Source organism: Thermoactinomyces vulgaris (assembly GCF_003688725.1).
Classification (GTDB): Bacteria; Bacillota; Bacilli; order Thermoactinomycetales; family Thermoactinomycetaceae; genus Thermoactinomyces; species Thermoactinomyces vulgaris.
Window position 1 is genome coordinate 26083 of sequence record NZ_REFP01000013.1, and the last position, 23622, is coordinate 49704.

Sequence of the window (23622 nt, forward strand, 5' to 3'; positions counted from 1 at the left end):
GCTGATGCTTAACCAGTTGTCGACGGAGACGTTGCTTGAGGGCTTGAACCCGATGCAGCGAAAAGCAGTGGAAACCACCGAAGGCCCCGTTCTGATCGTGGCCGGGGCCGGAAGCGGAAAAACCCGGGTTTTGACACACCGCGTGGCTTATCTTCTCAGTGAAAAACAGGTTCACCCCTGGAATATTTTGGCGATCACCTTTACCAACAAAGCGGCGCGCGAAATGAAAGAACGCATCGTCTCTTTGGTGGGGCCCCGGGCGGAAGAGATCTGGATCTCCACCTTCCATGCGATGTGCGTGCGCATTTTGCGGCGGGATATTGACCAGCTGGGGATGTCGCGCAACTTCACCATTCTGGACACTTCGGACCAATTGAGCGTGATTAAACAAGTTTTAAAGGAAGAAAATCTGGATCCCAAAAAGTTTGAGCCGCGTTCCCTTTTGAATCAAATCAGCCATGCGAAGAATCAATTGGCCGGGCCGGCAGAAATGAAACAGGGTGCGCGCAACTTTTTCGAACAGGTGGCAGCAGATGTTTACGAAAAATACCAAGAGAAATTGCGGGCCAATCAATCCTTGGATTTTGACGATTTGTTAATGGAAACCGTCCGGCTTTTCAAATCGCGGCCCGAGGTGAAAGAGTATTACCAGCGCAAATTCAAGTACATTCATGTGGATGAGTATCAGGATACAAACCATGCCCAATATGTATTGGTTCAAATGCTGGCGGAACATCACCGGAATATTTGCGTGGTCGGTGATTCGGACCAATCGATTTACCGTTTCCGGGGAGCGGATATAAGGAACATTCTCCATTTTGAACAGGATTATCCGGATGCGGTGCAAATCAAGCTGGAGCAAAATTACCGTTCCACCAAAAACATCCTCCAAGCCGCCAATCATCTCATTGCCCACAACACGGAACGGAAACCCAAAGAATTGTGGACGGCCAATGAGGAAGGAAGCAAGATTCAATTGTTTGAAGCCGGTACTGAGCAGGAAGAAGCCTTCTATATTGCCGAAACCATTTCAAACGGCATCAAACAAGGAAAACGGTATTCCGATTATGCTGTGTTGTACCGGACCAATGCACAATCACGGGTGATCGAGGAAGTGATGATGAAATCCAACATTCCTTACACCGTGGTTGGCGGCATCAAGTTCTACGAACGAAAAGAGATTAAAGATTTGTTGGCATATTTGCGTCTGATTGTCAATCCCCATGATGATCTGAGCCTTTCCCGCATCATCAATGTGCCCCGCCGCGGTGTCGGAGCGGCTTCGCTGGAGAAAATCCAAAATTATGCAGTGCAAAACGGCATTTCCATGTTTGAAGCGCTGTTGGAGATGGAGCACATCGGACTGTCCAAGCGGACCCTGAAGCCGCTGGAAACCTTTGTCGGATTTGTGCGCGAGCTTCATGCCATGATTGAATATCTGTCAGCCGTGGAAATGACGGAAGAAGTGTTGCAACGAAGCGGCTACAGAGAAGAATTGAAAAAAGAGAAGACCATCGAAGCGGCGAGCCGGCTGGAAAACATTGATGAATTTTTATCGGTCGCCCAAGAGTTCGAGAAAAGAAATGAAGACAAAACATTGATCAGCTTTTTGACGGATTTGGCTTTGATTTCGGATGTGGACCAGCTGGATGAAGAGGAGGAAAAAAATGCGGAATCCGTGGCGTTGATGACATTGCACAGCGCCAAAGGACTCGAGTTTCCGCATGTCTTTTTGGTCGGCTTGGAAGAAGGGATTTTCCCTCACATGCGTTCACTGGATGACGAGTCGGAGATGGAAGAAGAAAGGCGGCTGGCCTATGTGGGGTTGACCCGTGCGGAGAAAGTGCTTCACCTGACACGGGCCCGGACGCGGACGATTTTTGGGCAAACCAGTTCCAATCTGCCTTCCCGTTTTTTGAGGGAAATTCCGGCAGGGTTGTTTGAAGAAGCCGGACAGAAAAAGGAAGCGCCGACGCCAAGCCGAAGCTTCAGGAAAGTGGCACGGCCGGCACCCAATCCGGAAAGTAACTGGCAGGTCGGGGACAAAGCCGTCCACAAAAAATGGGGGGTCGGCACGGTCGTCAAAGTGCAGGGGGAAGGCGACGACATGGAGTTGAACATTGCATTTCCCGCTCCGGTCGGGGTGAAAAAATTATTGGCCAAATATGCTCCCATCACGAAAGAATGATGAACAGGAGGATGAAGTTGGATTGAAGCTGGAAGAGGCAAAGAAACGCGTGCTGGAATTGCATGATGAAATCAATGAACATAACCACCGGTATTATGTTTTGGATGATCCGGCCATTTCCGATGCCGAGTATGACCGGTTGATGCGCGAGCTCATGGCATTGGAAGAGAAATTTCCCGAACTGAAAACCCCGGATTCCCCCACCCAGCGGGTTGGCGGAGAACCGCTTCCTTATTTTGAAAAAGTCGAGCACACCGCCCCTATGCTCAGTTTGGGGAACGCTTTTGACGAGCAGGATTTGCGTGATTTTGACGAGCGTGTGAGAAAAGCGGCCGGCCGCCAAAATGTCCGTTATGTTTGCGAGTTGAAAATCGACGGGTTGGCAGTTTCCGTCAAATATGAAGACGGCCGTTTTGTCTTGGGATCCACCCGGGGGGATGGCATCACCGGGGAAGATATCACGCAAAACTTAAAAACGATCCGGTCCCTGCCTTTGCGCATCAACGAACCGCTTTCCATCGAAGTTCGCGGGGAAGCGTACATGCCGCGGCGGGCTTTTGAACGCTTGAACCGGGAACGGGCCGAAAACGGGGAACCTTTATTTGCCAACCCGCGCAATGCGGCAGCCGGTTCGCTTCGCCAGCTGGATCCCAAATTGGCGGCCCGGCGGACGCTGGATTTGTTTGTTTATGAGATCGGACAATTGGAAGGCCATACCGTCCAAACCCACACCGAAGGGCTTCAATTTTTGGAGACGTTGGGCTTTAAGGTGAATCCGGCCCGGCAGACGGTGGAATCCGTGGAGGAAATGCTGGCTTTCATTGAAAAATGGGGAAAGAACCGCCCGGATCTTCCTTACGAGATTGACGGCATTGTGATCAAAGTCGATGAATTGGCGTTAAGAAAACAGATGGGGAACACCGCCAAAAGCCCCCGTTGGGCCATTGCCTATAAATTCCCGGCGGAAGAAGCCGTCACCCGTCTTTTGGACATCACCCTGAATGTCGGTCGGACCGGCGTGGTGACACCGACTGCCGTTTTGGAGCCGGTCAGCCTGGCCGGAACCACCGTCCAACGAGCTTCTCTGCATAACGAAGACTTGATCCGTGAAAAAGATATCCGGATCCATGATTATGTGGTGGTGAAAAAAGCAGGAGACATCATTCCGGAAGTGGTGGGCGTTCTCACCGAAAAGCGCACCGGCGGAGAAAAAGCGTTTTCCATGCCGGAACACTGTCCGGAGTGTGGCAGCGGGCTGGTCCGCCTTGAAGGTGAAGTGGCGCTTCGCTGCATCAATCCCGAATGTCCGGCGCAGACTCGGGAAGGCATCATCCATTTTGTTTCGCGTGGTGCGATGAATATCGAAGGGCTGGGCGAAAAAGTGGTGACCCAGCTGTTTAACCACGGTTTGGTGCGAAGCGTGGCGGATCTTTATTACCTTGAAAAAGAAGATTTGTTACAGCTGGAGAGAATGGGAGAAAAATCGGTCCAAAACCTTCTGGAAGCCATTGAAAAAAGCAAACGGAATTCGCTGGAACGGTTGTTGTTCGGGCTGGGGATCCGTTTTGTCGGAGCCAAAGGGGCCAAAATTCTGGCGCAACACTTCAAGCATATGGATGCCCTGATGGAGGCGGGCATGGAAGAATTGCTTGCCTTGGATGAGATCGGGCCGAAAATGGCAGACAGCGTGGTCACCTACATGGAAAAACCGGAAGTCCGGGAAACGATCAATCGTTTGAAAGAAGCCGGCGTGAATATGGAATACAAAGGGCCGGGTGCGGATGGAGAAAAAGCCGTTGCATCATCACCGTTGGCCGGAAAGACGGTCGTCATCACAGGAACATTGCAGAAGATGTCCCGCAAAGAGGCAACGGACCTGCTCGAATCGTTGGGGGCCAATGTCACCGGAAGCGTCAGCAAAAAGACGGATTTGTTGGTTGCCGGCGAAAAAGCGGGCTCCAAACTGGACAAAGCGAAAAAATTGGATGTGACGATTTGGGATGAAGAAACGTTGTTGAGCCATTTGCCGGAAGAAGTGCGGGTATAAAAAATGGCCGGGGTCTTGTGTGTCAAAGACCCCGGCCATTTGCTTTTTTTATTTTAAACCGGCGGCGAAAAAGAAGGGTTTTTCACAATGCAAAAGAAAATGGAATAGCAAAGGAAAAAATTGTGAAAGGCCGGAGAAGGGTATGAGTTGGAAGTGGTTTTCGGCAGGTTGTGCGTTGTTGACGGCTTGTCTGCTCGGAGTGGCCGCATATCAGGACAAAGAGGCTTTGGACCGGACCTGGACCCGGGGATCGGAAAAACTGGTGTTCAGCAAACAGGCCAATCCGGGCTCGGATTTTCAAGGCAGAGAAAAAATCCGGTTAGAGGATTATGCCCAAAAACTGAACGCCAAACTGGAACAGCCTCAATGGGAACCGGTGCAGGCCGAATCCGTTTTTACGGTTTCCGGAACCATCGAAAAGACAGAAAACCTGGCGGTTCCATACATATGGGTGCACATCGAGTACCAAGGGGAGCCCAAACAGGGATTGCCCAAAACATTGGATGAATATATTCCCGTGGAAAACGGGCGGTTCGGGAAAAGTCTCCGGCTGTTTCAGGGGAAAGGGGATTATCGCGTTTATCTCCGGCTTCCGGACCGGGAAGAAAAAGATTACTTTTATTTGATGGCGGCTTTTACTGTCCACAATGCTTCCGACACGTTGGCACGGGATGTGGCATACAGCATGCAAGCCCGGGAAGCCGAACTGAATCTCTCTTCCCCGCAGTCAGGGTATGTCCGGTCGGACCAGGCCGTCCCGATCCGCGGAGAGGTCAAAAAATCCGTGAAAAAACTGCTGGTGCAATTGAAAAAAGGAAATCAATCCTGGGAACGGGTCATCCGGGTCACCGACGGCAAGTTTCAGGAGCAGATCCCTTTGTTGTTCGGGCAGGGGGTGCATCAGCTTGATGTGATGGTTCCCGACCCGGAAAAATGGGGTTCGTTCCGGGAAGGAGCCACGCTGTATGTGGAACACACGAAAAACATCAAGCGGGAACCGGTTGCCTATACTGATCTTTATGCCCAAAGGGGCATTCAATTGGAAACGCCGGTGGCCAGCGGCGATACGGCCGGCTTGTCCTACCGCGTTGCCGGACGGATTGATGCGACGGCACCTTATGCAAAAGAGACCACCCATCTGATTGTCAAAACCAAAAAAGATGGAGAAGAGGCAACCTATTTTCTGCCGGTGAACAATTTCCGCTTTGATGACCGGATATGGCTGAGGTTTGGTCCCGGAAAATATGAAGTGAACCTGTATGTTCCGGAAATCACAACGGAGAAACGGGATTATTTCCGTTTTTTTAAAGTGGCCCGGTTTGAGGTGAACAGTTCGGCAAAGCAGGATCTCCGGTATTTGCTTCCGTCCAGAGGCATTGAGTCCGACAGTGCGGAGATTCAAAACCGGTCCGGACAACTGGTGAACGGAGCTTCCACACCGCGGGAAAAGGCGAAGGCGATCTATGATTATGTTGCAAAAAACATGACGTATGACATGGAAAAGTACCGGAAAAATGAATTCCATTGGTCGGACAGCGCGATCAAGTCGTTGCGCACAAAAAAGGGTATTTGCCAGGATTACGTGTTTTTGACGATTGCGCTTTTAAGATCCGCCGGTTTGCCGGCCCGTTTTGTGGAAGGAAAAGCGGGGGGACAACGCCATGCCTGGGTGGAAGTCCGGGTGGATGGGCGATGGCTGGTCATGGATCCGACATGGGGTTCCGGGTACATAACGAAAGAGGGAACGTTCCAAAAAAGATATGATTCCCGTTATTTTGATCCTCCTTCTTCCTTACTGGACAAAACACATCGCCGCACGGGCATTGTTTATTGACAAAACAGGGAACGGATGTGCATGCCGTTCCCTGTCATTTATTTAATCCGTTTCCGCCGGTTCCGGTAACAACCAGTCTTCCAGCTGTTTCCGGAGGGATTCCCATGTTTTATCTCCGCGGAGGGAAAAACGGTTTTCCTTGGGGAATGGAACCTTCAACTCTTGATACACCTGCATCGGGCGTTTCGTCAAAATATAGATGCGATCAGAAAGGAGCAAAGCCTCTTCAATGCTGTGTGTGATGAAAAGGACAGTGCGCCGTTCCTTTTTCAGCAAAGCATCCAGCCATTTTTGCATGTGGGTTCGCGTCAGGGCATCCAATGCGCCGAAAGGTTCGTCCAAAAGCAGCCATTCCTTTCCGCTTGCCAAGGTGCGCAAAAATGCCACCCGCTGTTGCATTCCCCCGCTCAGTTCGTGGGGATACAGCGATTCCGTCCCGCTCAAGCCTGCGTTTTCCAAATACCGGCGGATGTGCTCCGGTTTCATTTTTTGATGGTTCAATTCACTGGGAAGAGCAATGTTTTCCGCCACGGTCCGCCACGGGAAGAGGGACGGTTGTTGCGGCATGTAAGCGAAGTTGCCGCGTTTGCCGACGATGGACTGCCCGTTCCACGTAATTTCTCCTTCTGCCGGTTTTTCCAAGCCTCCGATCAGGTGGAACAGTGTGCTTTTTCCGCTCCCGGACGGCCCGATCAAGGAGACGAATTCCCGCTCTTTCACCCGTAAGGAAAGACCGGAAATGACCGGTCCGTTGCCATAAGAAAACGTGATGTTTTTCACTTCCAAAGTCATCGGGAATCCCTCCTTTGATTTCCATTGCGCACTGTCACCATCCGCTCGAAGAATGTGATCAAAGCGAAAAAGAGAAGGCTTAAGCCGGCGACCAACAAAATGGTCACAAAGACCCGGTCTGTGCGGAAAGTGGACGAAGCCAGCTGCATCATCACCCCGATGCCGTTTTCCGCTCCCAGCCATTCGGAGATGACCGCTCCCATCACGCTGTAAGTGGCCGATAATTTCAAACCGGAAAAAAAGGCCGGTAAAGCCGACGGGCATTCACATTTGAAAAAAATTTGCATCCGGGAAGCGCCGGCCATTTTCATATAGGTCAGAAGGGTGCGATCCGTTTCAGCCAATCCGCCCAACAGTGAGACGGTGACAGGGAAGAAACAGATCAGGGCAACCACCAGGATTTTTGGAAAGACGCCAAACCCGAGCCACATCACAAGCAACGGCGCTAGCGCAATCATCGGGATATTTTGCGACAAGATAATCAACGGATAAACCATTCGGCGCAGAGATGAAAATAAATGAAGCACGCCGGCGGTCAAAAGGCCGATGACGGTCCCCATGAAAAGGCCGCTGATGGCAATGCTTGCAGTTGCCCATACGGGAACGGGCAATTGCCGGGACAATGCGAGGGATTCTTTGCCGATTGCCGAAGGGGACGGAAGCACCCAAGGTTCAATATGAAACAAGGAAACCGACATTTCCCATAAGAACAACAGAAAAAGGACGAACCAGACAGGCATGCCCCGTTTAACAATGCTCATCATATTTTTTCGTCAACTCGCTTATCGAAATGCCGTCCGGCTGATACAAGATTTTCACTTGGGCCAGGACGCTGCCGCAACCCATTTTCACCATTTCTTCATGGACTTTCTCAACGATCTTTAGCAGTTCGGACAAGTCCCCTTCCATGGTGGTCTCCAGAGGGCCGACGCGGTAACGGACACCGGATTGGTCAATCAGTTCAATCGCCCGGTCCACATAAGGAATCACTTTTTCCCCGCGGGGGGTTCGCGGCAGGATTTGAAGGCTGACCAGTGCTTGGGCCAATTCAGTTTCCTCCTTCCGGCAAAAATTCATTGGTAAAGGCTTCGTTGGGTACAAATTTTCCCTCCAAAAGGTGGTGATCGCTCAGCCATTTGGCATAGTCCGCCCAAACTTCTTCTTTTTGCCATCCCCAAACTTTGGCATCATCCTTGTAACGGGGGCTGATCCATGCCTGGCTTTTTTTCACCAGTTCGGGATTTAAATCCGGCACTTCCCGGATCAGAATGTCAGCCGCTTGATCGGGATGGTCAATGGCAAACTGATAACCTTTGCTGACGGCTTTCATAAAGGATTGAACGGTTTCTTTGTTTTGGCTGATTTGTTTTTCGCTGGTGATGAGAACCGGGGTGTAATAGTCCAGAGCACGGTCATAATCTTTCAGGTAGACCATGTTCAGCTTTTCGCCGCGCAATTCGGCTTCAATGCCGGTCCATCCGTAATAAATCCACATAAAGTCGATATTTTGTTTGGACGCTTGGAAAAAGTCGACGTTTCCGGTGTTGATGATTTTGACTTTGTTTGCATCCGCCTGATCTTTTTCCATCAAAGAAGTCAGGATCTGTTTTTCAACCGGCGAACCGAAGCCGCCGTAGACTTTGCCTTCAAAATCTTTCGGCCGTTGAATCTGTTTGTCGCGGAGAGAGGCAAAGCCGGAAGTGTTATGTTGCAACACGGCCGCGATGGAAATGATCGGAATCCCTTGGGTTCGGGCATGGGTGACGTTTTCTTGATAACTGACGCCAAAATCGGCCTGCCCGGAAGCAACCATTTGCTCCGCGCCGCTGTTGCCGGGTTGGATAATTTGGACATCAAGCCCTTGTTCTTTGAAATAGCCCTTTTCTTTTGCTACGTACAGTCCGGTGTGATTGGTGTTCGGGGTCCAGTCGAGCACGATTTTGACTGTTTGTCTGGAAGAGTCCCCGGTTGAGGAACATGCCGCCAGAAACAAGGCGAACAAGGTGAAAAGTGCCGTGAGCACCAGACGTTGTTTCATTTTTGTACTCCTTCCTGGTTGCATGCAAAGGGGAAGACACAAAAAAGCACCCCTGATGGAGGGATGCTTGTGCTTGTCTGAAACCATGCGCAATCCCTACGCCGGCATAATCCGGATCAGGTTGTGAGGGTCAGTGTATCGGTACACTATCTCAGCCGGCCAATCTCCGGCTCCCCTTTGCAGGTATTTTTTTGGTTTTGGCATCATTATAACGAATGGATGAAATCATTGTCTATTATATATAATTACAATTATTTACAAAAGGGATTCTTTCTCGTTGATTTCACCCGTGCTATACTAGAAACGTTTGGAATCATCATGTCTTTTTGAGGTGTTTCATGAATAACCAGATCCAATTCACCCATGTCGTTTCCGGAGAAGAAGACGGGAAAATGTTGAAACAAATTCTCCGGAACAAGTACCGTTTTTCCAAAAGAATGATGACCCGCCTGAAAAGGAACCGGTTGGTCACGGTCAACGGCGAAGTGCGTTATTTTACGAGCCGGGTCAGGGAAGGGGACCAAATTGAAATCCGCTATATGGAAGAGGAATCGGAAACCGTCCTTCCCCAACCCGTTTCTTTTGACATTGTCGAAGAAGATGAAGATTTGATCGTGATTGACAAGCCGCCCGGCTTGGTGGTCCACCCCACGCGCGGTTATAAGGAAGGTACTTTGGCCAATGGGTTGATTTACCATTGGGAACAAAGAGGGGAACGAAGAAAGTTCCGGCCGGTGACCCGGCTGGACCGGGACACTTCCGGATTGATGGTGGTAGCCAAACATGCATACACGCATGCTTTTTTGGCGGCCCAAATGGAAAAAAAGCATTATGAACGAAGCTATCATGCCGTTGTCCATGGCCGGGTGGAAGACGAAAGCGGCACCATTGACAAGCCCATTCAAATGTTGCCGGAGGAAAAAGGGGGACGCGTCGTATCTGAGGAAGGCGTCCGCGCCGTTACCCGCTTTCAAGTCGTCAAGCGCTTCCAAGAAACCACTTTGTTGCGTTTGTGGTTGGAAACCGGACGCACGCATCAGATTCGGATTCATTTGGCATCCATCGGCCACCCCATCATTGGCGATCCGTTGTACGGAATCGGGGATGATCAACATCTGATCGGTCGGCAAGCCTTGCACGCTTCTTATCTCCGTTTGCTCCATCCCCGGTGGCATGAATGGAAAGAATGGGAGTCCCCGCTTCCGGAAGATATCCGGCAACTGCTTGAAACATTGGAAGCTGGAGCGTGTTGAATCATTGAGACTTGACAAGGACAAGGCCGGGTCTGCATGTTCCCCGCTTTGGAACATGCAAACCATTAAATTTTCAAATATTCAAAATTTTATTTGTGGAATTTTATAGAATACGATATAATCAAAATTGAAAAATGGTTTGCAAGACCTTATGTTCTCTTGGAAACGCAAATGTTTCAGAAATAGATGTCGCAATCTTCTGTATATGAAAAAAGGAGGAGATTGTGTTGCGCCGGCCTTGGTGTTTTTTGCTTTGTTTGTTGTTGGCCTTCAGCATGTTTTTGCCCGCCGGATGGGTCGGGGCTGAGAGTGAGGAAATTCCCCCTCCCCAACCGATGGGAAATGTGATCAGCAATCAGTTGCCCCCTCCCTCTGAAGACACCACCCCCGGAACCTGGTTTTTGGGAGCCACTCCGGCAAATGCCGACCCGAACAAACTTCCCATCGTCTTTGTCCAAGGAATGAACGGAAAAGCCCAAAACTGGTGGAACGAGACCAATTATCACGGATTGAATGATATGTATGAAACCGCATACAACAACGGTTACCGGACCGCTTTTGTCCAATTGTATGATGCCGGCGGAAAGCCATCCAGCCAGTGGGATAACGGAGAATTGCTGGCCCGGATGCTGAAGGAAATTTATGACCATTTCGGACAGAAGGTGAATATTGTCGCACACAGCAAAGGTGGTCCTGACACGCAGGCAGCCTTGATTCATTATGGCGCGTATCCGTATGTATCAAAAGTGGTCACCTTAGGCTCCCCGCATCACGGTTCGCATCTTGCGGATCTGGCACACAGTTCCTGGGCCGGGTGGCTGGCAGAGTTGCTGGGACAGCGTTCGGATGCGACCTATTCCTTGCAAACGGGCGAAATGGCAAAGTACCGCGAACAAACCGACAGTCATCCCGATGCGGTTAAAAACGTTTATTACACTGCTGCGGGCACCAATTGGGGACCGAGTTTGTCGGCCTTGTGGTTTGGCGGTTTCTACTTGTCTTCCCATGGAGACAATGACGGGTTGGTGAATGTCTGGAGCACCGATCTTCCTTATGGAAACCATCTGTTTACCAAGGATGTGGATCATGATGCCATCCGGACCGGAACCGTCGCCTTTGCGGAAATCGATTCCGTGCTTCGCTCTGGTCAAGTGGTGCAAACCCGGCAGGATGTTCCCCGGATGAAGGAAGAAAGTGCTGACCATTTTGTCAGAGGGGGACCGTTGACGGCAGGCGAGCAAGCGGAAGAAACGATTTCGGTGGTTGCCGGTTCGGAAGAAATCCTTTTCACCGTGCTTACCAAATCCCCTGAAGTGAAAGTCCGGTTGATCTCGCCATCCGGCAAAGTTTACACCGAAACCAGCGGCGTTTTTTCCAAAGCGACGGATGAAGCCTTCTTTCAAGGGGCGGCTGTGCAAATGTTTCATCTTAATGGAAGCCAGGTGGAAAGCGGAAACTGGACGATGCAAATGAACAGTCCGCAAACCGATGCTTATCTCTTGATCACCACCTATTCCGGAGCGGATACCCTTTCGTTCACGCTTCCGGCCAAAGCCGATTCCGGCCGTATCCCCTTACAGATGAATTGGAAAAACACGAATTTGAAACAACTGCAAGGATCCATCCAAGTGATTTCCCCGCGGGGGGAGAAAATTCGAACCGAAAAAATCACCGCCGGACAAATCCTGAAAAATGTACCGGATCTGGCTGACCGCTTCGGGTTGAAGGAGCCGGGCACCTACAATGTCACCATCGATCTTCAGGGAACCAAAGCCGACGGAACGCCTTTTGCACGCACCATCGTCCGGTCGGTTTACATCGGAAAACAGTGAGCGGACCGACGGCAGAGGGTTGCCACATCCTAAATCCGGCATCCGGAGATTTGCGGCGACGGTTGCCGGGAATGTTTGCAAGCAGACTGTGCAAGACAGCGGGCAATGTATCCAAAGTTGCCTGCTGTTTTTTTTATGAAGCAGTTTACCGGCCGGGAGAATCGGGCAATTTTCGGAGTGGGACTTCCAACGCCATATATTATAATAATAGACAAAATTTGCGACCGGGGATGGTATCATAATTTCCAAATGGCCGGACATAAAAATGTTTTGAATAAGGAGATGAATGTTTGATGGCGCAAAAAGAAAAGCCGGTGGCCTGGGTTGTCGGCGGCCCCAAAGGGCTGGGTGTGATGGTGGCCAAAGGGCTGGCTGAGGACGGTTACCGGATTGTGATCAATTATCGACAAAGTCGGAGTGCGGCGCAAAAATTGAAAAAAGAGATCGAAAAAAATGGAGGAGAAGCGGTCATTCTCCAAGGAGATATCAGCAACAAAGAGGATATCCGGCGCATGGTCGGTGAGGTTCGTGAAGATTTGGGGAGGATCGATGCCCTTGTCTGCACGGCCGGACCGTTTATTTTCAAGAAAACGCCCGTGATCGACTTTACGGATGAACATTGGCGTGACATGATCGACGGCAATTTATCCGGCGTTTTTTATTTGGTGCGGGAAGTGATTCCGATGATGCGCAACCAGGGAGGAGGGCGGATCATTACTTTCGGGTATCCGGAAGCGGATAAAGTGTTCGGATGGACCGGTTACGGGCCCTATGCCGCCGCGAAAACGGGATTGGCGGTGTTGACGCAAACACTGGCCCGTGAGGAAGCGGCCCATCAAATTACCGTCAATATGATCCTGCCCGGGGATATTCGCGATCCCTATAAAGAAGCATCCATTTGCGAAGCGAGGGGGAAGGAAGACCAACGCACCCCGGTCGGAAGGCCGGGCACCGGGGAGGATGTCGCACGCGTGGTCCGCTTTTTGGTCCATCCCGATTCCGATTTTATCACCGGTGCCATGATTCCAGTGACTGGGGGTTTCATCAATGGATGATATTATGTAGAATGAGCATAAGATTCGTGTAATATTGCTGTAATATTTTTTAAAAATGACAAACCATTTTGCAGGCTCTTAAGTTATAATGGGTAAGTATTCGAGAGAAGAAAAGATTACTTCTTTTGGAGGAGCCAACTCCAAGCAAACCAACAACCGGCACTGACCAGTCCGCCGATGAGACCGGTGATTCCTGCAACTTTCCATAAATAAAAGGTAAGGAAAAGGCTGATGATCCCGGTCAACCGACTGGAAAAAACTGCAGCTTTTTTGTGCATGACGACGCTCACCACCTTTTCGTTTATCATAGCACAAAAGCGGATGTGCAGGAATTGGTCAGCCTCATTGTCAAATTATCTATAGGTTTTCGTGCTTTTTTGAAGGTGGAAGCATGGATTGGATAGAACAATGGTTTCGGGAGGGTAATCGATGGATGATTTTCGCAGGGTGAGCATGAAAAGTGGTTATAGCCCGATGCCTCCGCGCTCACGCAGTGAACGAGTGGGTCCCCGTTCGCGTTCCCGTTCGGGTGGCGGCGGCGGACGCAAACCGCCCAAAACCGGGTGGAAGAGATTTCTTTCTTGGAAATGGCTTGTATTGGTATTGGTGACATCTCTGCTCCTGATGGTGGGCGGATGTTCAGCCATTATGTTAAGCGAAGGCACTTATGATTTGAAAAAAATTCAAAAAGAAAATATGCCATTTAGTTCCAAACTGTATGATGCCAATGATGAAGTGATTGCCACCATTGGTACGAAACAGCGTGAGTGGGCGGATATTGAAAAGTTAAAAGCAAAAAACCCGATGCTGGTCGACGCTTTTGTCAAAACGGAAGACCGTCGTTTCTATAAACATATCGGGGTTGACTTTGAAGGTTTGTCCCGGGCTGTGGTCAAAAACATCGTCGCCATGGGTGCGGCCCAAGGGGCAAGTACCATCACCCAACAGGTTTGTAAAAACATTATCCTGGAAAATGCCGAAAAAACCATGACCCGGAAGATCAAGGAGCTGGGTTGTTCGCTGAATCTTGAAAAGAGATACAGCAAGGATGATATTTTGGAAGCCTATTTAAACTTTATCGGATTCGGCGGCCGGGTAGCCGGTGTGCGTCTGGCTTCCAAGGTGTATTTTGGCAAGGACCCGGTTGAAGAAAAACTGGAGCCGCAAGAAGTGGCCATGCTTGCCGGGATGCCCAAGGCGCCCAACAAGTACAATCCGCTTAAACATCCGGATAAAGCAATCGAGCGCCGAAATGTCGTCTTGACGATGGTCATGCCGGTGGATGATGTGATGGAGCCGATGCTTTCGGAAGAAGAGGCCAAAAAGCTGGCGCAAAAGCCACTGGAAACTTGTAAAGAATGTGAACAAGAGTATCTGAAACAAAACGAGTTTGATGCTTATAAAGATTTGGTCATTGATGAATTGGAAGAAATATACGGCTTGAATGAAGAAGATCTGGAACAACTGGGACTCAATATTTATACCGGTTTGAATTTGAAAGCCCAAAAAGCGGTGGAAGAGGCTCTGAAAGATGATTCGCTGTTTACCAATAATGAAGGAAAATCTTTGGAGGGGGCCGACGCCGGGATTACCATTATTGATCCCAAAACGGGGCTGATCCGAGCCGTGGGAGGCGGCCGCGAATATAAACCGGGATACCGAAACCGGGCGGTGGCCGATCCGGTGCAACCGGGATCGACGATCAAACCATTGACCGTCTATTCCCCGGCCATTCAGGATCTTGGTTATAATGAGTATTTCACGGTTGAAGACAAAAAGGTGGACTTTGCCGGCGACTGGAGTCCAAGCAACTACTCGGGAGGTCCCAAAGGTGAGGTCAGCATGAAATACATGGTGGCCAACTCGCTGAACTTGTCGACGATTCACTTGTTGCGAGAAGTCGGACTGGAACGGGCCTATAATTACGGGCAAAAACTGGGGCTGGATTTGCAACCGGCGGATAAAGGATATGCACCCCTTGCTCTGGGAGGTTTGAACAAAGGGGTTACTTCCAAGCAAATGGCGCAAGCGTACTCCGTCTTCCCGAATAAAGGTTCTTATAAGCATGCGTACACCATCCGGAAAGTGGTGCAAGGAGACAAAGAGTTGGAGCCCAAAAAAGAAAAAGATGAAAAAGAAACCAAAGTCTTTGATGAAAAGACCGCTTATTGGATGACCCGCATGTTGAAGAATGTCATTACCGAAGGTTCCGGTAAAAAAGCCGCCTTGCATAACGACTGGGATGTTGCCGGGAAAACCGGTACGATCCAAGGCGGGCAAGCCGGATGGTTTGTCGGGTACACCCCCAATATGGTGATGGCTGTCAACGTGTTCTATCCCCAAGGCGGACAGGACAACCCGTACCTGACCGGGGGAAGCGCACCGGCGAAAATCTTCGGCTATGTGATGAACAAAGCGCTGGAAGGGGAGAAACCTCAGAAATTCCAGTTTAACGCACCTGAACCGCAACCGCCGTTTGAGTTGAAACAACCTCAATTAAGTGCGTCGCAACAAAGTGACGGTATTCTCTTGAAGTGGGGTGCACAGGGAGACCGCGTCAAATTCCAGGTATGGCGTGCAGAGGAAGGGCAAGACTTCCAGATGATTAAAGAATTGCCCGGAACCGTGGGAGAATATAAAGATCCCGTGCAACCGCCTCAAGGAGGAAACTTCCTGGATAATCTCTTCGGCGGAGGAGGGCAACCTGCCTCCAAAACCTACCGCTATAAAGTGGTGGCCATTGACACGGAGAAAAACGATCAAAAAGAATCGGGTGTCGTTTCGGTTACACTGGCCCCGCAAGGGGAAGAAAAACCGGATGACGGGGAAAAACCGGAAGATCCGAATGATCCGGGAAATGGAGACGACAACAATAACTTCCCGTTCCCCGGACCCGGCAACGGCAATGACCAAGGGGACAACGGAAATAACGGTGACGATGGCAAGAAGGATGATGACAAAAAAGGAGGATGGCCCTGGTAATCCAAAGACCAGCCAAAAACTTGGCTGGTCTTTTCTTATGCCCGTGATCATAAACTAGTCCTGACAGTCGGACAAAGGGGTTAGGGTTGTATGTGGTCACTGAGGAGATGGAGTTTGGCTCTCCGGATCAGTTTTGTCTATGCGGGAACCGCTGTTGGAGCCGGATTTGCTTCCGGACAGGAAATCATGCAATTTTTTACTTCTCACGGGAAAGACAGCATTTGGGGAGTCCTGTTTGCCATCGGGATGTTTTCATGGTTGGGAGTCCGCATGCTTCTCATGGGAAGCCGGTTGGGCACCCCGTCCTATGAAGATTTCAACTGTTATTTGTTTGGCGAATATTGGGGGAAATGGATGAGCCGGTTGGTCAGTCTCATGTTATTCGGCATCACAACCGCGATGTTGTCCGGCTCGGGGGCTTTGTTTGAGGAACAACTCGGATTGTCTTTTCATTTGGGGGTCATGATAACGGTCTTCATTGCATATGTCGTCATTTTAAGGGGAATGGACGGCATCTTATCGGTCAACTCCCTTGTCGTTCCCATGATGCTTCTGTTTATCGGGATGGTCGCGATTCATGCTTGGAAGACAGCGGATTGGTCTTCTTATATGCCCTTTGCTTTGGTGCCGTCCCGCTATCATTGGTTGGTGCCGTCCCTCATTTACGTGGCTTACAATTTCTCGTTGATGCAAGCGGTCTTGATCCCGTTGGGGGCTAAAGTGGCCGATGAGCCTGTGGTGATGGCGGGAGGGATGATGGGTGGCTTGGGCTTGGGCTTGATGCTTTTTGCCAGCAACCTCGCCATGCAGATTTATTGGACGGATGTGTCTCATCTGAAGATTCCCATGGCTTTTGTCATCAGCCGGTTGGGCGACGGGCTCAAATACTTCTTTTTATTGGTGATGTGGGCGGAGATTTTGACCACCCTCATCGGCAATGTATACGGGTTGACCGTCAGTTTGAAACCGTGGATTCCGTACCATCCGGCAACTGTGATGGCTGTGATTTTTGGATTGGGCTATCTGTTTTCCTTGTTCGGTTTTCCGGTGCTGATCGGGTTTTTGTACCCTTTTTTCGGTTATGCCGGGCTGGTGACCCTGATCCGGTTGGCACTATGCCGTTTGCCGGCATAATTTGTTAAAAAACAGGGAAGGAGGGGACAGCATGAGTTTTGTTTGTATCTTGGCCGGCGCTTATCTGATGGGAGCTTTGCCGCTTCATCTCTGGGCTTTGGGAAAGTATCCGTTTCGATCCCAATTGCAGCCGCGCGAATATTTTTTAATGATTGTAATTGACTTGGTGAAAGGAATGGCAGCAACTCTTTTCGGCATGGCTTTGGGAGGGTGGCCGGGAGCGTGCTTTGCGGCTGTCCTGGTTGTCGCCGGCAGTATGTATTCTGTGTTCTTGGGTTTTCAAGGGAATTACGGATTGACCGTCGCAGCGGGAGCATTGCTGATTTTAAGCCCGGTGTTGGTTTTGGTGGGAATCATTATTTATTTTTTCAGTTTGCTGTTCACCCGTTATCTGTTTTTGTCCACACTGCTTACGACCATGGCGATGATTATTCTCGGATTGATTCTGGTGACCCATTTTTATGCATGGCTTGTCATTTTGGTTTTGGGAAGCCTCATTCTCTTCCGAATGAAGCCGAATTGGCGGCACATCCGCCGGAATTTGGGACCGCCGTACCGGTTTAAAAACTTCTTTCGCCGGATACATTAAAAATGCTCAAAGCGAAATGGAAATTTTGTATCCGGCATGTTTGCGCACCTGAAATACTCCGGTGTCAAAGATTAAGTATTGTGCTTTGATGCCGATCAATGTCCCGCGGATGGCCGGTTGTTTTTTAAAGTTCAGGGAAGTGATTTTATCGGGAACTTGAAGCTGGGGATAAGTGAATTCATGAATTTCCGTTTCAGGAAGGATGCAAGGCTGGAACCGTTCCGGCAGTTTTTTGATCAGTTCTTTGCGGGTTTGATACAAATCCGCGTCATTGATTTCATTTTTCAGCATTTTGCGCCAGTTGGTTTTGTCCGTAATGAATTGGGAAAGGAACACTTCCGCTTCGCCGGCGTCTTTGCGTGTAGCCACTTCCAAAACGGGCAATGCCTGCACCGCCCCTTGATCGATCCAGCGGTTGAACCGGTTGCTTTTTCGCGTGATGCCGACTTTGATATCGCTGGATAAAGCGAGATAAACAATATGGGGGCACATGCAATGATGCTCGCCGAAGGCGTTGTCCCGGCAAGTTCCCTGATGGAAATGGCACAATTCCGGTTTGACGATGCAAAGATCATTGACCGGGAGTTTTTTAAAACAAGGAAAGCATGAGCTGTTGTTACCGTAAAATTTTTTGGTTTTCCGTCCGCAATACCGGCATCGCAATTCATCCAGAAATCGGATTTCCATTTCCCTGCCCAAAAAATCATTCAAAGGGATGACTTGGTCATCCACTTTCAGCTCATAGTGTACAGGCCGGGCGGGGCGATGCTGAAGCGGCTCTAAAAATCCGGTGTATTTCACTGTAAAACTCCTATCTTTATGGAATCGACTTAATATATTAGTATAGCAAACGGGAAAGTGCCCAACAATGGAAAGTCGGGGGAATCACCGTGATCTTTCGGAAAGGGAATGCATATAGTATACTAAAAAAAGGAGCTTGCGAATGAGACAAGGAGGGAAGCAAGCGATGTTTGACACACTCCTTACAGCCAAAGAGAAATTGTTGCGCGAAAACAACCGGAATGATTTTGAGTGCTTTGCCAAATCGGTGCAAAAGCTGAAAAAGGATATGGAGGCTTTGGGAATCAAGCCGACGAAAGAAAAGTTGTACGGCCGGCCCTATCAAAGCCAATAATGAAAAGAGAAGGAGATTCCATGGATCACCAACAATTTCCAAAGCAAAGTCCTCTTTATCACGCTGTCCATCGCGACCGGTACGAACGGCAGGCATTGATGAGAGAATTGGAAAAGAAGACGGGGCGCCGCATTTTGGTGTACATGGCGAACCTGACCCATCCGGACAGCGCCATTACCCGGGAAGATATTGCTCCGTTTTATGAGATTGTTTCTTCTTTGGAGGACTCGTGTGATGTGGATTTGATCATCGAAAGCCCCGGTGGCGATCCGAATGCGGCGGAAACATTGGTGCACACGCTGTTTTCCAAAACCAGGCATCTTCGGGTGATTGTCCCGCAGGCAGCCAAAAGTGCGGCCACCTTGATCAGCCTGGCTGCGGATGAAATTGTGATGAGCGACACATCGGAACTGGGTCCGATCGATCCTCAGGTTTCGATTCCGACCGTGCTCGGTTATCAATACCGGCCCGCTCAAGCTTTCCTGAACGGACTCGAATTGATTAAAAAAGAACATGCAAATGGACAACCTTTAAATGCAGCCTATCTTCCTTTTTTGCAGGGCGTGGATGCGGCATTGATTGACTTTTGCCATAAATCGATTGAACATTCGAAACGTTTGGCCGTCAAGTGGTTGAGCCGGTCCATGTATAAAAACAATCTGCTGAAGGCCAAGCGGATTGCCGAGACGTTGATCAACATAGACAAATATCCGAATCACGGTTCAGTCATCGGTTATGAGGAGGCCAAAGCGATCGGGCTGAAAGTGGTGTACCAACCGGCCGGGGATGAATTCTGGCAGGGAATGTGGCGTCTTTACACGCGTTATTTGGTGTATATGCGTGAGAAAACCGCCGTAAAGTTGTTTGAAAGTCATGATGTCTCCATCACGGTTTAAAATTTTATTTTTTCATTTTTTGTTGAAACTTTTCCGAAGCATGATCCGTTATAATAGATAGAGAAGCAAACAGACGCAGCATGACGATGCAACAATGGATGGAGCAGAGAAAACAACTTTCCTTTCCAATTTGTAAATGGATGATCTCATGTTCTCACGCGTCACTGATGGCAAGTAGAAATCCAAAACGTTTGACCCCCTTAAGCAGACAGGTTGGCGGGATCCGCCAACCTGTCTGCATTTTCACTGCTTATTTCATCAACTTATTCATGGTCACAAGCAATTCGTCAATCACTTCCATTTCGCCTTCTTGGAGACGTTCCACCACACAACTTCTCAAATGGCCTTCCAAAAGGATTTTGCCCACACTGTTTAAAGCCGATTGGATCGCTGCAATCTGATTTAACACATCATCGCAGTAAGTATCATTGTCGATCATTTTTTTGACACCGCGAATTTGCCCTTCAATGCGGTTGAGCCGGGAAATCAGATTGTTTTTCACTTTGTCGGGGTGGTGGCTTTTCCGGGTTTCCCCCGCCGGGCAATCCGAAGACGGTTTCTGCGTTTGCATTCCATTCACCTGCTTTTTACATGATGCACCTGCTATCATTATACCTGTTCAGGAGACAAATGCTTCAGAAAAAAAGAGGAGGTGGTTTGAATCGCCTCTTCCAGCTGCGGAGTCATTTTTTCAAAAGGATGAACCGCACCCATGGTGTGATTGGCCCCTTCGATGAGACGAAGCGTGGCCTTGTCTGCCAGATCAGCCATTTCTTTTGCTCCTTCCATAAAGCCGGGGAGATCTTCGGTTCCTTGTACGATGAGCAGAGGAAGATGCAGATCCGGCAGACGTTTTTTGATGTCAAACCGTTCCCGGTTCTGCCGGATGTCATCGATGACTTCCCGTCGGACGGGCAATAGTTGTCCGGTGCGTGCATTGGATATATAACCGATTCCCTTGCTCTTGATGTCGTCCATCACTTCAGGAGCAAAGAAGTCGGCCCGGTGAATGCTGTTCCAAACAGCAACCGCTTTGATCCGATCCGGGTGATCCAAGGCATGGATCAGGCTGTTGCCTCCTCCGCGGCTGTGGCCGAAAAGTCCGATTCGTCCCGGATCGATGGCATCCGCATACGGAAAGTCCCCTTCGCGGACCTTTTGGATTAAAAAGGCCAAATCTTCTTGTTCCCGGCTGAAGGTGTTCAATGAAAATTTCTCCAACTCCGTAAAGTTTTCCAAATCCTCGCCGATTCCATTCATGGAAAAGTTAAACGTGACGGTGACAAAGCCGGCTTCAGCCAGTTTTTCGGCCAATACAGGGAAAAATCCCCAATCTTTGAATCCTTTGAAACCGTGACAAATGAAAAGGACCGGCGCAGGTAGTTGCGGTTTTGGCAAACGGATATCTCCGCGGATGACGCGATTTTCTTTTCCCAAATCAAAAGAAAAAGATTTTTTAAGCAAAGTGTGGTCTCTCCCTTCCGCTGCAGGTCTGAAAATTGAAACCCGTTTTCCTTTCTTTTATAATGATAACGAACGAAGTGAATAGAAGAAAAGGTCTTTCTCCGATGGGAGAAAGGTAATAGGGAAGACCGGTTGGAATCCGGCGCGGCCCCGCCACTGTATTTGGGGAGGACGGCTCTTAATGCCACTGTTTTCGCAAGAAAATGGGAAGGCGAGCCTGACGATGACCCATAAGCCAGGAGACCTGCCTTTTCTGTTTACTTACGTTCTCCTTCGGGGGTGAGGAGAGACGTATGCACTTGGCCCGTTGTGTGTCTCATGCCGGGCTGGTGTTTTGCATGCATGTAACTCCTGTGCCCCGTCAGCACGGGTTTTTTTATTGGCCACAGAGAGGAGTTCAAACATGAAACGATTCAAGTGGAAAGTTCTTTTCCTGGGGATCGCACTTCTGGTCTTGATCGGCGGAATTGCCGGTTGTTCCCCGCAAAACCTGGATGATTCAGCCGTGCAATACGGGCCGATGCAAGACAGAAGCGTCCATTATCCGCTGACTGTAAAAGATCAGACGGGCAATCTGGTTCAGATTGAAAAAGAGCCACAGCGTATCGTATCCCTGATGCCGAGCAACACGGAGCTTTTATTCGCACTGGGAGCAGGAAAGCAAGTGGTCGGAGTAACCGATCAGGATGATTATCCGGAGGAAGTCAAAAATTTGCCCAAAGTCAGTGCATTCCAAATCAATGCGGAACAAGTGGTGGCTTTAAAGCCGGATCTGGTTGTGGCAAGTTCCGGAAATGAAAAAGAAGTTCTGGATCAATTGAAAAAAATGGGGATTCCCGTGTTGGTGGCCGATCCCCAAAGCACCAAAGAGATTTATGAGGCCATTGTCATCTTGTCGCAGGCAACCAATCATCTAAAAGAGGCGGATCAATTGGTTGCCAAAATGGAAAAACAATTGCGGACGGTTTATGCCAAGGTGGCTCAAGTTCCGGAAGAAAAACGGGTGAAAGTGTGGATTGAATTGGACGACAACTTGTATACGGTCGGGGGAGACACCTTTATGAATGAATTGTTCCAATTGGCCGGCGGAAAAAATGTGGCGCAAGGGCTGAAAGGATGGCCCAAAGTTTCTCCGGAACAAGTGGTGAAATGGAATCCGGATGTGATTGTTTCGTTGCATGGCAATATCGAAGAAATTAAGAAAAGGGCAGGCTGGCAATCCATCCGTGCCATTCAGGAAGGCCGGGTCTACGCACTGGATCCGGATTTGTTGAGCCGTCCCGGGCCGCGCGTTTACGAAGGGGTCAAACAATTGGCTGAAACATTGTATCCTGACAGGTTTGGTGAGAGTGCCCGATGACGATCGGAAGAAGGAAGTGGTTGTGGGGAGGAGGGTTGTTGGTTGCCCTGATTCTCTCCGTTTCCCTGGGGGTTTTTCTTGGAAGCACGGATGTCGGATTTTGGACGGTGTGGAAAGTTATTTTGCAACATACCGGTTTGGCGGACGGGTTGAACATGGATGAAGCCGATGCCGCTATTATTTGGGAGTTGCGGCTTCCCCGGGTGTTGTTGGTGGGTTTGGTCGGAGCTTGTCTGGCGACGGCCGGAGTGATTTATCAGGGATTGCTCAAAAATCATTTGGCGGACCCGTATATCCTGGGGGTGTCCTCCGGTGCGGCTGTCGGAGCGGCTTTGGTTATCATCACCGGCTGGGGGGACCGGTCCGGTTGGATGCTTCCTCTTTTTGCTTTTCTGGGCGCTTGTCTGGCACTTTTGTTGGTGCTTCAGCTTGGGAGAGGACGGAGAGCATCGCAGGCGAGTTCATTAATTCTGGCCGGCGTGGTGGTCCAAGCGTTTTTCAGTGCGGTGTTGACTTTGGCCATTTCGACTTCCCCGGAGGAAATGCAGCGGATTCAGTTTTGGCTGATGGGCAGTTTTGCTTTTCGCGGGTGGCAACACATCGGTTTGCTGTTGCCATTTTTTCTCATCGGCTTTCTCGTTTGCTGGCGGTTTTCACGGGAGCTGAATTTGATGGTGTTGGGAGAAAGATCGGCTCACCATCTGGGTATTCATGTGGAAAAAATGCGGATATTTTTATTGATCATTGTTTCCCTGATGACCAGTGCGGCTGTTTCCGTTTCGGGAATGATTGGCTTTGTCGGATTGGTGGTCCCCCACATCATGCGCATGTTGACGGGGGCGGATCATCGGTATTTGCTTCCCTTGTCGGCGCTGTTCGGGGCTTCCTTTCTCATTTGGGCCGACGGGTTGTCCCGGATTATGCTGGCACCCCGGGAACTCCCGATTGGTGTGGTGACAGCCTTTGTGGGGGCTCCTTTTTTCGCGGGCATTTTGCGCAGACATCAGAGAAGTCAGGGATGAA

Annotated in this window: 21 protein-coding genes and 2 riboswitches; of the genes, 13 read left to right on the plus strand and 8 right to left on the minus strand. The window is 49.8% G+C overall.

Translation table 11 applies throughout. The annotated features are described in order from the left end of the window. Window positions 1-4: 4 nt before the first annotated feature. The 3 genes from pcrA to ATH33_RS12290 all read left to right on the plus strand — a co-directional run bounded on the left by pcrA (window position 5) and on the right by ATH33_RS12290 (window position 6069). Complete coding sequence (gene pcrA, locus ATH33_RS12280) at window positions 5-2188, plus strand: DNA helicase PcrA (protein WP_121874472.1); 2184 nt, start codon at window positions 5-7, stop codon at window positions 2186-2188. Next, on the plus strand, window positions 2166-4235 hold the full coding sequence (gene ligA, locus ATH33_RS12285) for an NAD-dependent DNA ligase LigA (protein WP_121874473.1): 2070 nt from the start codon (window positions 2166-2168) through the stop codon (window positions 4233-4235). The genes pcrA and ligA overlap by 23 nt, the downstream gene beginning before the upstream one ends. 142 nt (window positions 4236-4377) lie before the next feature. Continuing rightward, on the plus strand, window positions 4378-6069 hold the full coding sequence (locus ATH33_RS12290) for a transglutaminase domain-containing protein (RefSeq protein WP_147437079.1): 1692 nt from the start codon (window positions 4378-4380) through the stop codon (window positions 6067-6069). 42 nt (window positions 6070-6111) lie between these two features. Here ATH33_RS12290 and ATH33_RS12295 read toward each other — a convergent pair whose 3' ends face one another. From ATH33_RS12295 to ATH33_RS12310, 4 genes are read right to left on the minus strand one after another with little or no spacing between them, the layout of a single operon-like run. Continuing rightward, window positions 6112-6861 carry an ABC transporter ATP-binding protein gene (locus ATH33_RS12295; RefSeq protein WP_082240532.1) on the minus strand — a complete coding sequence of 250 codons (750 nt, stop codon included), beginning with the start codon at window positions 6859-6861 and terminating at the stop codon, window positions 6112-6114. After that, window positions 6858-7622, minus strand: a complete 765-nt coding sequence (locus ATH33_RS12300; RefSeq protein WP_037993005.1) for an ABC transporter permease — start codon at window positions 7620-7622, stop codon at window positions 6858-6860. The genes ATH33_RS12295 and ATH33_RS12300 overlap by 4 nt, the downstream gene beginning before the upstream one ends. Next, window positions 7609-7908, minus strand: coding sequence for a thiamine-binding protein (locus tag ATH33_RS12305; RefSeq protein ID WP_037993003.1), 300 nt, complete (start codon window positions 7906-7908; stop codon window positions 7609-7611). The genes ATH33_RS12300 and ATH33_RS12305 overlap by 14 nt, the downstream gene beginning before the upstream one ends. Window position 7909: 1 nt before the next feature. Then, window positions 7910-8899, minus strand: coding sequence for an ABC transporter substrate-binding protein (locus tag ATH33_RS12310; protein ID WP_037993002.1), 990 nt, complete (start codon window positions 8897-8899; stop codon window positions 7910-7912). 76 nt (window positions 8900-8975) lie between these two features. Beyond that, window positions 8976-9086, minus strand: a riboswitch (TPP riboswitch). A 151-nt stretch (window positions 9087-9237) separates the two neighbouring features. Between ATH33_RS12310 and ATH33_RS12315 the strand changes: the two genes are divergently transcribed. The 3 genes from ATH33_RS12315 (at window position 9238) to ATH33_RS12330 (ending at window position 13039) form a co-directional block, all read left to right on the plus strand. After that, complete coding sequence (locus tag ATH33_RS12315) at window positions 9238-10152, plus strand: RluA family pseudouridine synthase (RefSeq protein WP_062843291.1); 915 nt, start codon at window positions 9238-9240, stop codon at window positions 10150-10152. Window positions 10153-10379: 227 nt separating this feature from the next. After that, window positions 10380-11984: an esterase/lipase family protein gene (locus tag ATH33_RS12320; protein ID WP_062843292.1), complete on the plus strand. Its 1605-nt coding sequence runs from the start codon at window positions 10380-10382 to the stop codon at window positions 11982-11984. Window positions 11985-12277: 293 nt separating this feature from the next. Continuing rightward, window positions 12278-13039 (plus strand): SDR family oxidoreductase, encoded by a 762-nt coding sequence (locus tag ATH33_RS12330; protein WP_037992996.1) that lies wholly within the window; start codon window positions 12278-12280, stop codon window positions 13037-13039. A gap of 116 nt (window positions 13040-13155) precedes the next feature. Here the strand turns inward: ATH33_RS12330 and ATH33_RS13645 are convergent, their stop codons facing one another. Continuing rightward, entirely contained in the window at window positions 13156-13317 is a 162-nt protein-coding gene (locus ATH33_RS13645) for a hypothetical protein (RefSeq protein WP_156097693.1), read from the minus strand. A 151-nt stretch (window positions 13318-13468) separates the two neighbouring features. Here ATH33_RS13645 and ATH33_RS12335 point away from each other — a divergent pair, with 151 nt between their 5' ends. The 3 genes from ATH33_RS12335 (at window position 13469) to ATH33_RS12345 (ending at window position 17744) form a co-directional block, all read left to right on the plus strand. After that, window positions 13469-16021, plus strand: coding sequence for a transglycosylase domain-containing protein (locus ATH33_RS12335; RefSeq protein ID WP_037992994.1), 2553 nt, complete (start codon window positions 13469-13471; stop codon window positions 16019-16021). 90 nt (window positions 16022-16111) lie between these two features. Then, window positions 16112-17155 carry a YkvI family membrane protein gene (locus ATH33_RS12340; protein ID WP_147437080.1) on the plus strand — a complete coding sequence of 348 codons (1044 nt, stop codon included), beginning with the start codon at window positions 16112-16114 and terminating at the stop codon, window positions 17153-17155. Window positions 17156-17186: 31 nt separating this feature from the next. Next, window positions 17187-17744 (plus strand): glycerol-3-phosphate acyltransferase, encoded by a 558-nt coding sequence (locus ATH33_RS12345; RefSeq protein WP_037992992.1) that lies wholly within the window; start codon window positions 17187-17189, stop codon window positions 17742-17744. A 6-nt stretch (window positions 17745-17750) separates the two neighbouring features. On the opposite strand, the gene ATH33_RS12350 is transcribed toward ATH33_RS12345, so the two are convergent. Next, window positions 17751-18545, minus strand: coding sequence for a DUF2797 domain-containing protein (locus tag ATH33_RS12350; protein WP_037992990.1), 795 nt, complete (start codon window positions 18543-18545; stop codon window positions 17751-17753). 142 nt (window positions 18546-18687) lie between these two features. On the opposite strand from ATH33_RS12350, the gene ATH33_RS13440 reads away from it, so the two are divergent. Further along, window positions 18688-18879, plus strand: a complete 192-nt coding sequence (locus tag ATH33_RS13440) for a hypothetical protein (protein ID WP_147437081.1) — start codon at window positions 18688-18690, stop codon at window positions 18877-18879. 20 nt (window positions 18880-18899) lie between these two features. After that, window positions 18900-19775, plus strand: coding sequence for an SDH family Clp fold serine proteinase (locus ATH33_RS12355; protein WP_052186590.1), 876 nt, complete (start codon window positions 18900-18902; stop codon window positions 19773-19775). A 250-nt stretch (window positions 19776-20025) separates the two neighbouring features. On the opposite strand, the gene ATH33_RS12360 is transcribed toward ATH33_RS12355, so the two are convergent. Together ATH33_RS12360 and ATH33_RS12365 are read right to left on the minus strand one after the other, a co-directional pair. Then, entirely contained in the window at window positions 20026-20346 is a 321-nt protein-coding gene (locus tag ATH33_RS12360; protein ID WP_037992988.1) for a metal-sensitive transcriptional regulator, read from the minus strand. A gap of 38 nt (window positions 20347-20384) precedes the next feature. Continuing rightward, window positions 20385-21239 carry an alpha/beta hydrolase family protein gene (locus tag ATH33_RS12365; RefSeq protein WP_170151265.1) on the minus strand — a complete coding sequence of 285 codons (855 nt, stop codon included), beginning with the start codon at window positions 21237-21239 and terminating at the stop codon, window positions 20385-20387. A 74-nt stretch (window positions 21240-21313) separates the two neighbouring features. Further along, window positions 21314-21505, plus strand: a riboswitch (cobalamin riboswitch). A 137-nt stretch (window positions 21506-21642) separates the two neighbouring features. Between ATH33_RS12365 and ATH33_RS12370 the strand changes: the two genes are divergently transcribed. Both ATH33_RS12370 and ATH33_RS12375 read left to right on the plus strand, forming a co-directional pair. Further along, window positions 21643-22599 (plus strand): ABC transporter substrate-binding protein, encoded by a 957-nt coding sequence (locus ATH33_RS12370; protein ID WP_037992985.1) that lies wholly within the window; start codon window positions 21643-21645, stop codon window positions 22597-22599. Continuing rightward, window positions 22596-23621 carry a FecCD family ABC transporter permease gene (locus ATH33_RS12375; protein ID WP_121874477.1) on the plus strand — a complete coding sequence of 342 codons (1026 nt, stop codon included), beginning with the start codon at window positions 22596-22598 and terminating at the stop codon, window positions 23619-23621. Before ATH33_RS12370 ends, ATH33_RS12375 begins: the two co-directional genes overlap by 4 nt. Window position 23622 lies beyond the last annotated feature (1 nt).

Excerpts from the sequence above, each read along its gene's own strand:
- pcrA (WP_121874472.1), top strand. The coding sequence starts at position 5 with ATGCTTAACCAGTTGTCGACGGAGACGTTGCTTGAGGGCTTGAACCCG.
- ligA (WP_121874473.1), top strand. The coding sequence starts at position 2,166 with ATGCTCCCATCACGAAAGAATGATGAACAGGAGGATGAAGTTGGATTG.
- ATH33_RS12290 (WP_147437079.1), top strand. The coding sequence starts at position 4,378 with ATGAGTTGGAAGTGGTTTTCGGCAGGTTGTGCGTTGTTGACGGCTTGT.
- ATH33_RS12295 (WP_082240532.1), bottom strand. The coding sequence starts at position 6,861 with ATGACTTTGGAAGTGAAAAACATCACGTTTTCTTATGGCAACGGACCG.
- ATH33_RS12300 (WP_037993005.1), bottom strand. The coding sequence starts at position 7,622 with ATGAGCATTGTTAAACGGGGCATGCCTGTCTGGTTCGTCCTTTTTCTG.
- ATH33_RS12310 (WP_037993002.1), bottom strand. The coding sequence starts at position 8,899 with ATGAAACAACGTCTGGTGCTCACGGCACTTTTCACCTTGTTCGCCTTG.
- ATH33_RS12315 (WP_062843291.1), top strand. The coding sequence starts at position 9,238 with ATGAATAACCAGATCCAATTCACCCATGTCGTTTCCGGAGAAGAAGAC.
- ATH33_RS12330 (WP_037992996.1), top strand. The coding sequence starts at position 12,278 with ATGGCGCAAAAAGAAAAGCCGGTGGCCTGGGTTGTCGGCGGCCCCAAA.
- ATH33_RS13645 (WP_156097693.1), bottom strand. The coding sequence starts at position 13,317 with ATGCACAAAAAAGCTGCAGTTTTTTCCAGTCGGTTGACCGGGATCATC.
- ATH33_RS12335 (WP_037992994.1), top strand. The coding sequence starts at position 13,469 with ATGGATGATTTTCGCAGGGTGAGCATGAAAAGTGGTTATAGCCCGATG.
- ATH33_RS12340 (WP_147437080.1), top strand. The coding sequence starts at position 16,112 with ATGTGGTCACTGAGGAGATGGAGTTTGGCTCTCCGGATCAGTTTTGTC.
- ATH33_RS12345 (WP_037992992.1), top strand. The coding sequence starts at position 17,187 with ATGAGTTTTGTTTGTATCTTGGCCGGCGCTTATCTGATGGGAGCTTTG.
- ATH33_RS13440 (WP_147437081.1), top strand. The coding sequence starts at position 18,688 with ATGAGACAAGGAGGGAAGCAAGCGATGTTTGACACACTCCTTACAGCC.
- ATH33_RS12355 (WP_052186590.1), top strand. The coding sequence starts at position 18,900 with ATGGATCACCAACAATTTCCAAAGCAAAGTCCTCTTTATCACGCTGTC.
- ATH33_RS12360 (WP_037992988.1), bottom strand. The coding sequence starts at position 20,346 with ATGCAAACGCAGAAACCGTCTTCGGATTGCCCGGCGGGGGAAACCCGG.
- ATH33_RS12370 (WP_037992985.1), top strand. The coding sequence starts at position 21,643 with ATGAAACGATTCAAGTGGAAAGTTCTTTTCCTGGGGATCGCACTTCTG.
- ATH33_RS12375 (WP_121874477.1), top strand. The coding sequence starts at position 22,596 with ATGACGATCGGAAGAAGGAAGTGGTTGTGGGGAGGAGGGTTGTTGGTT.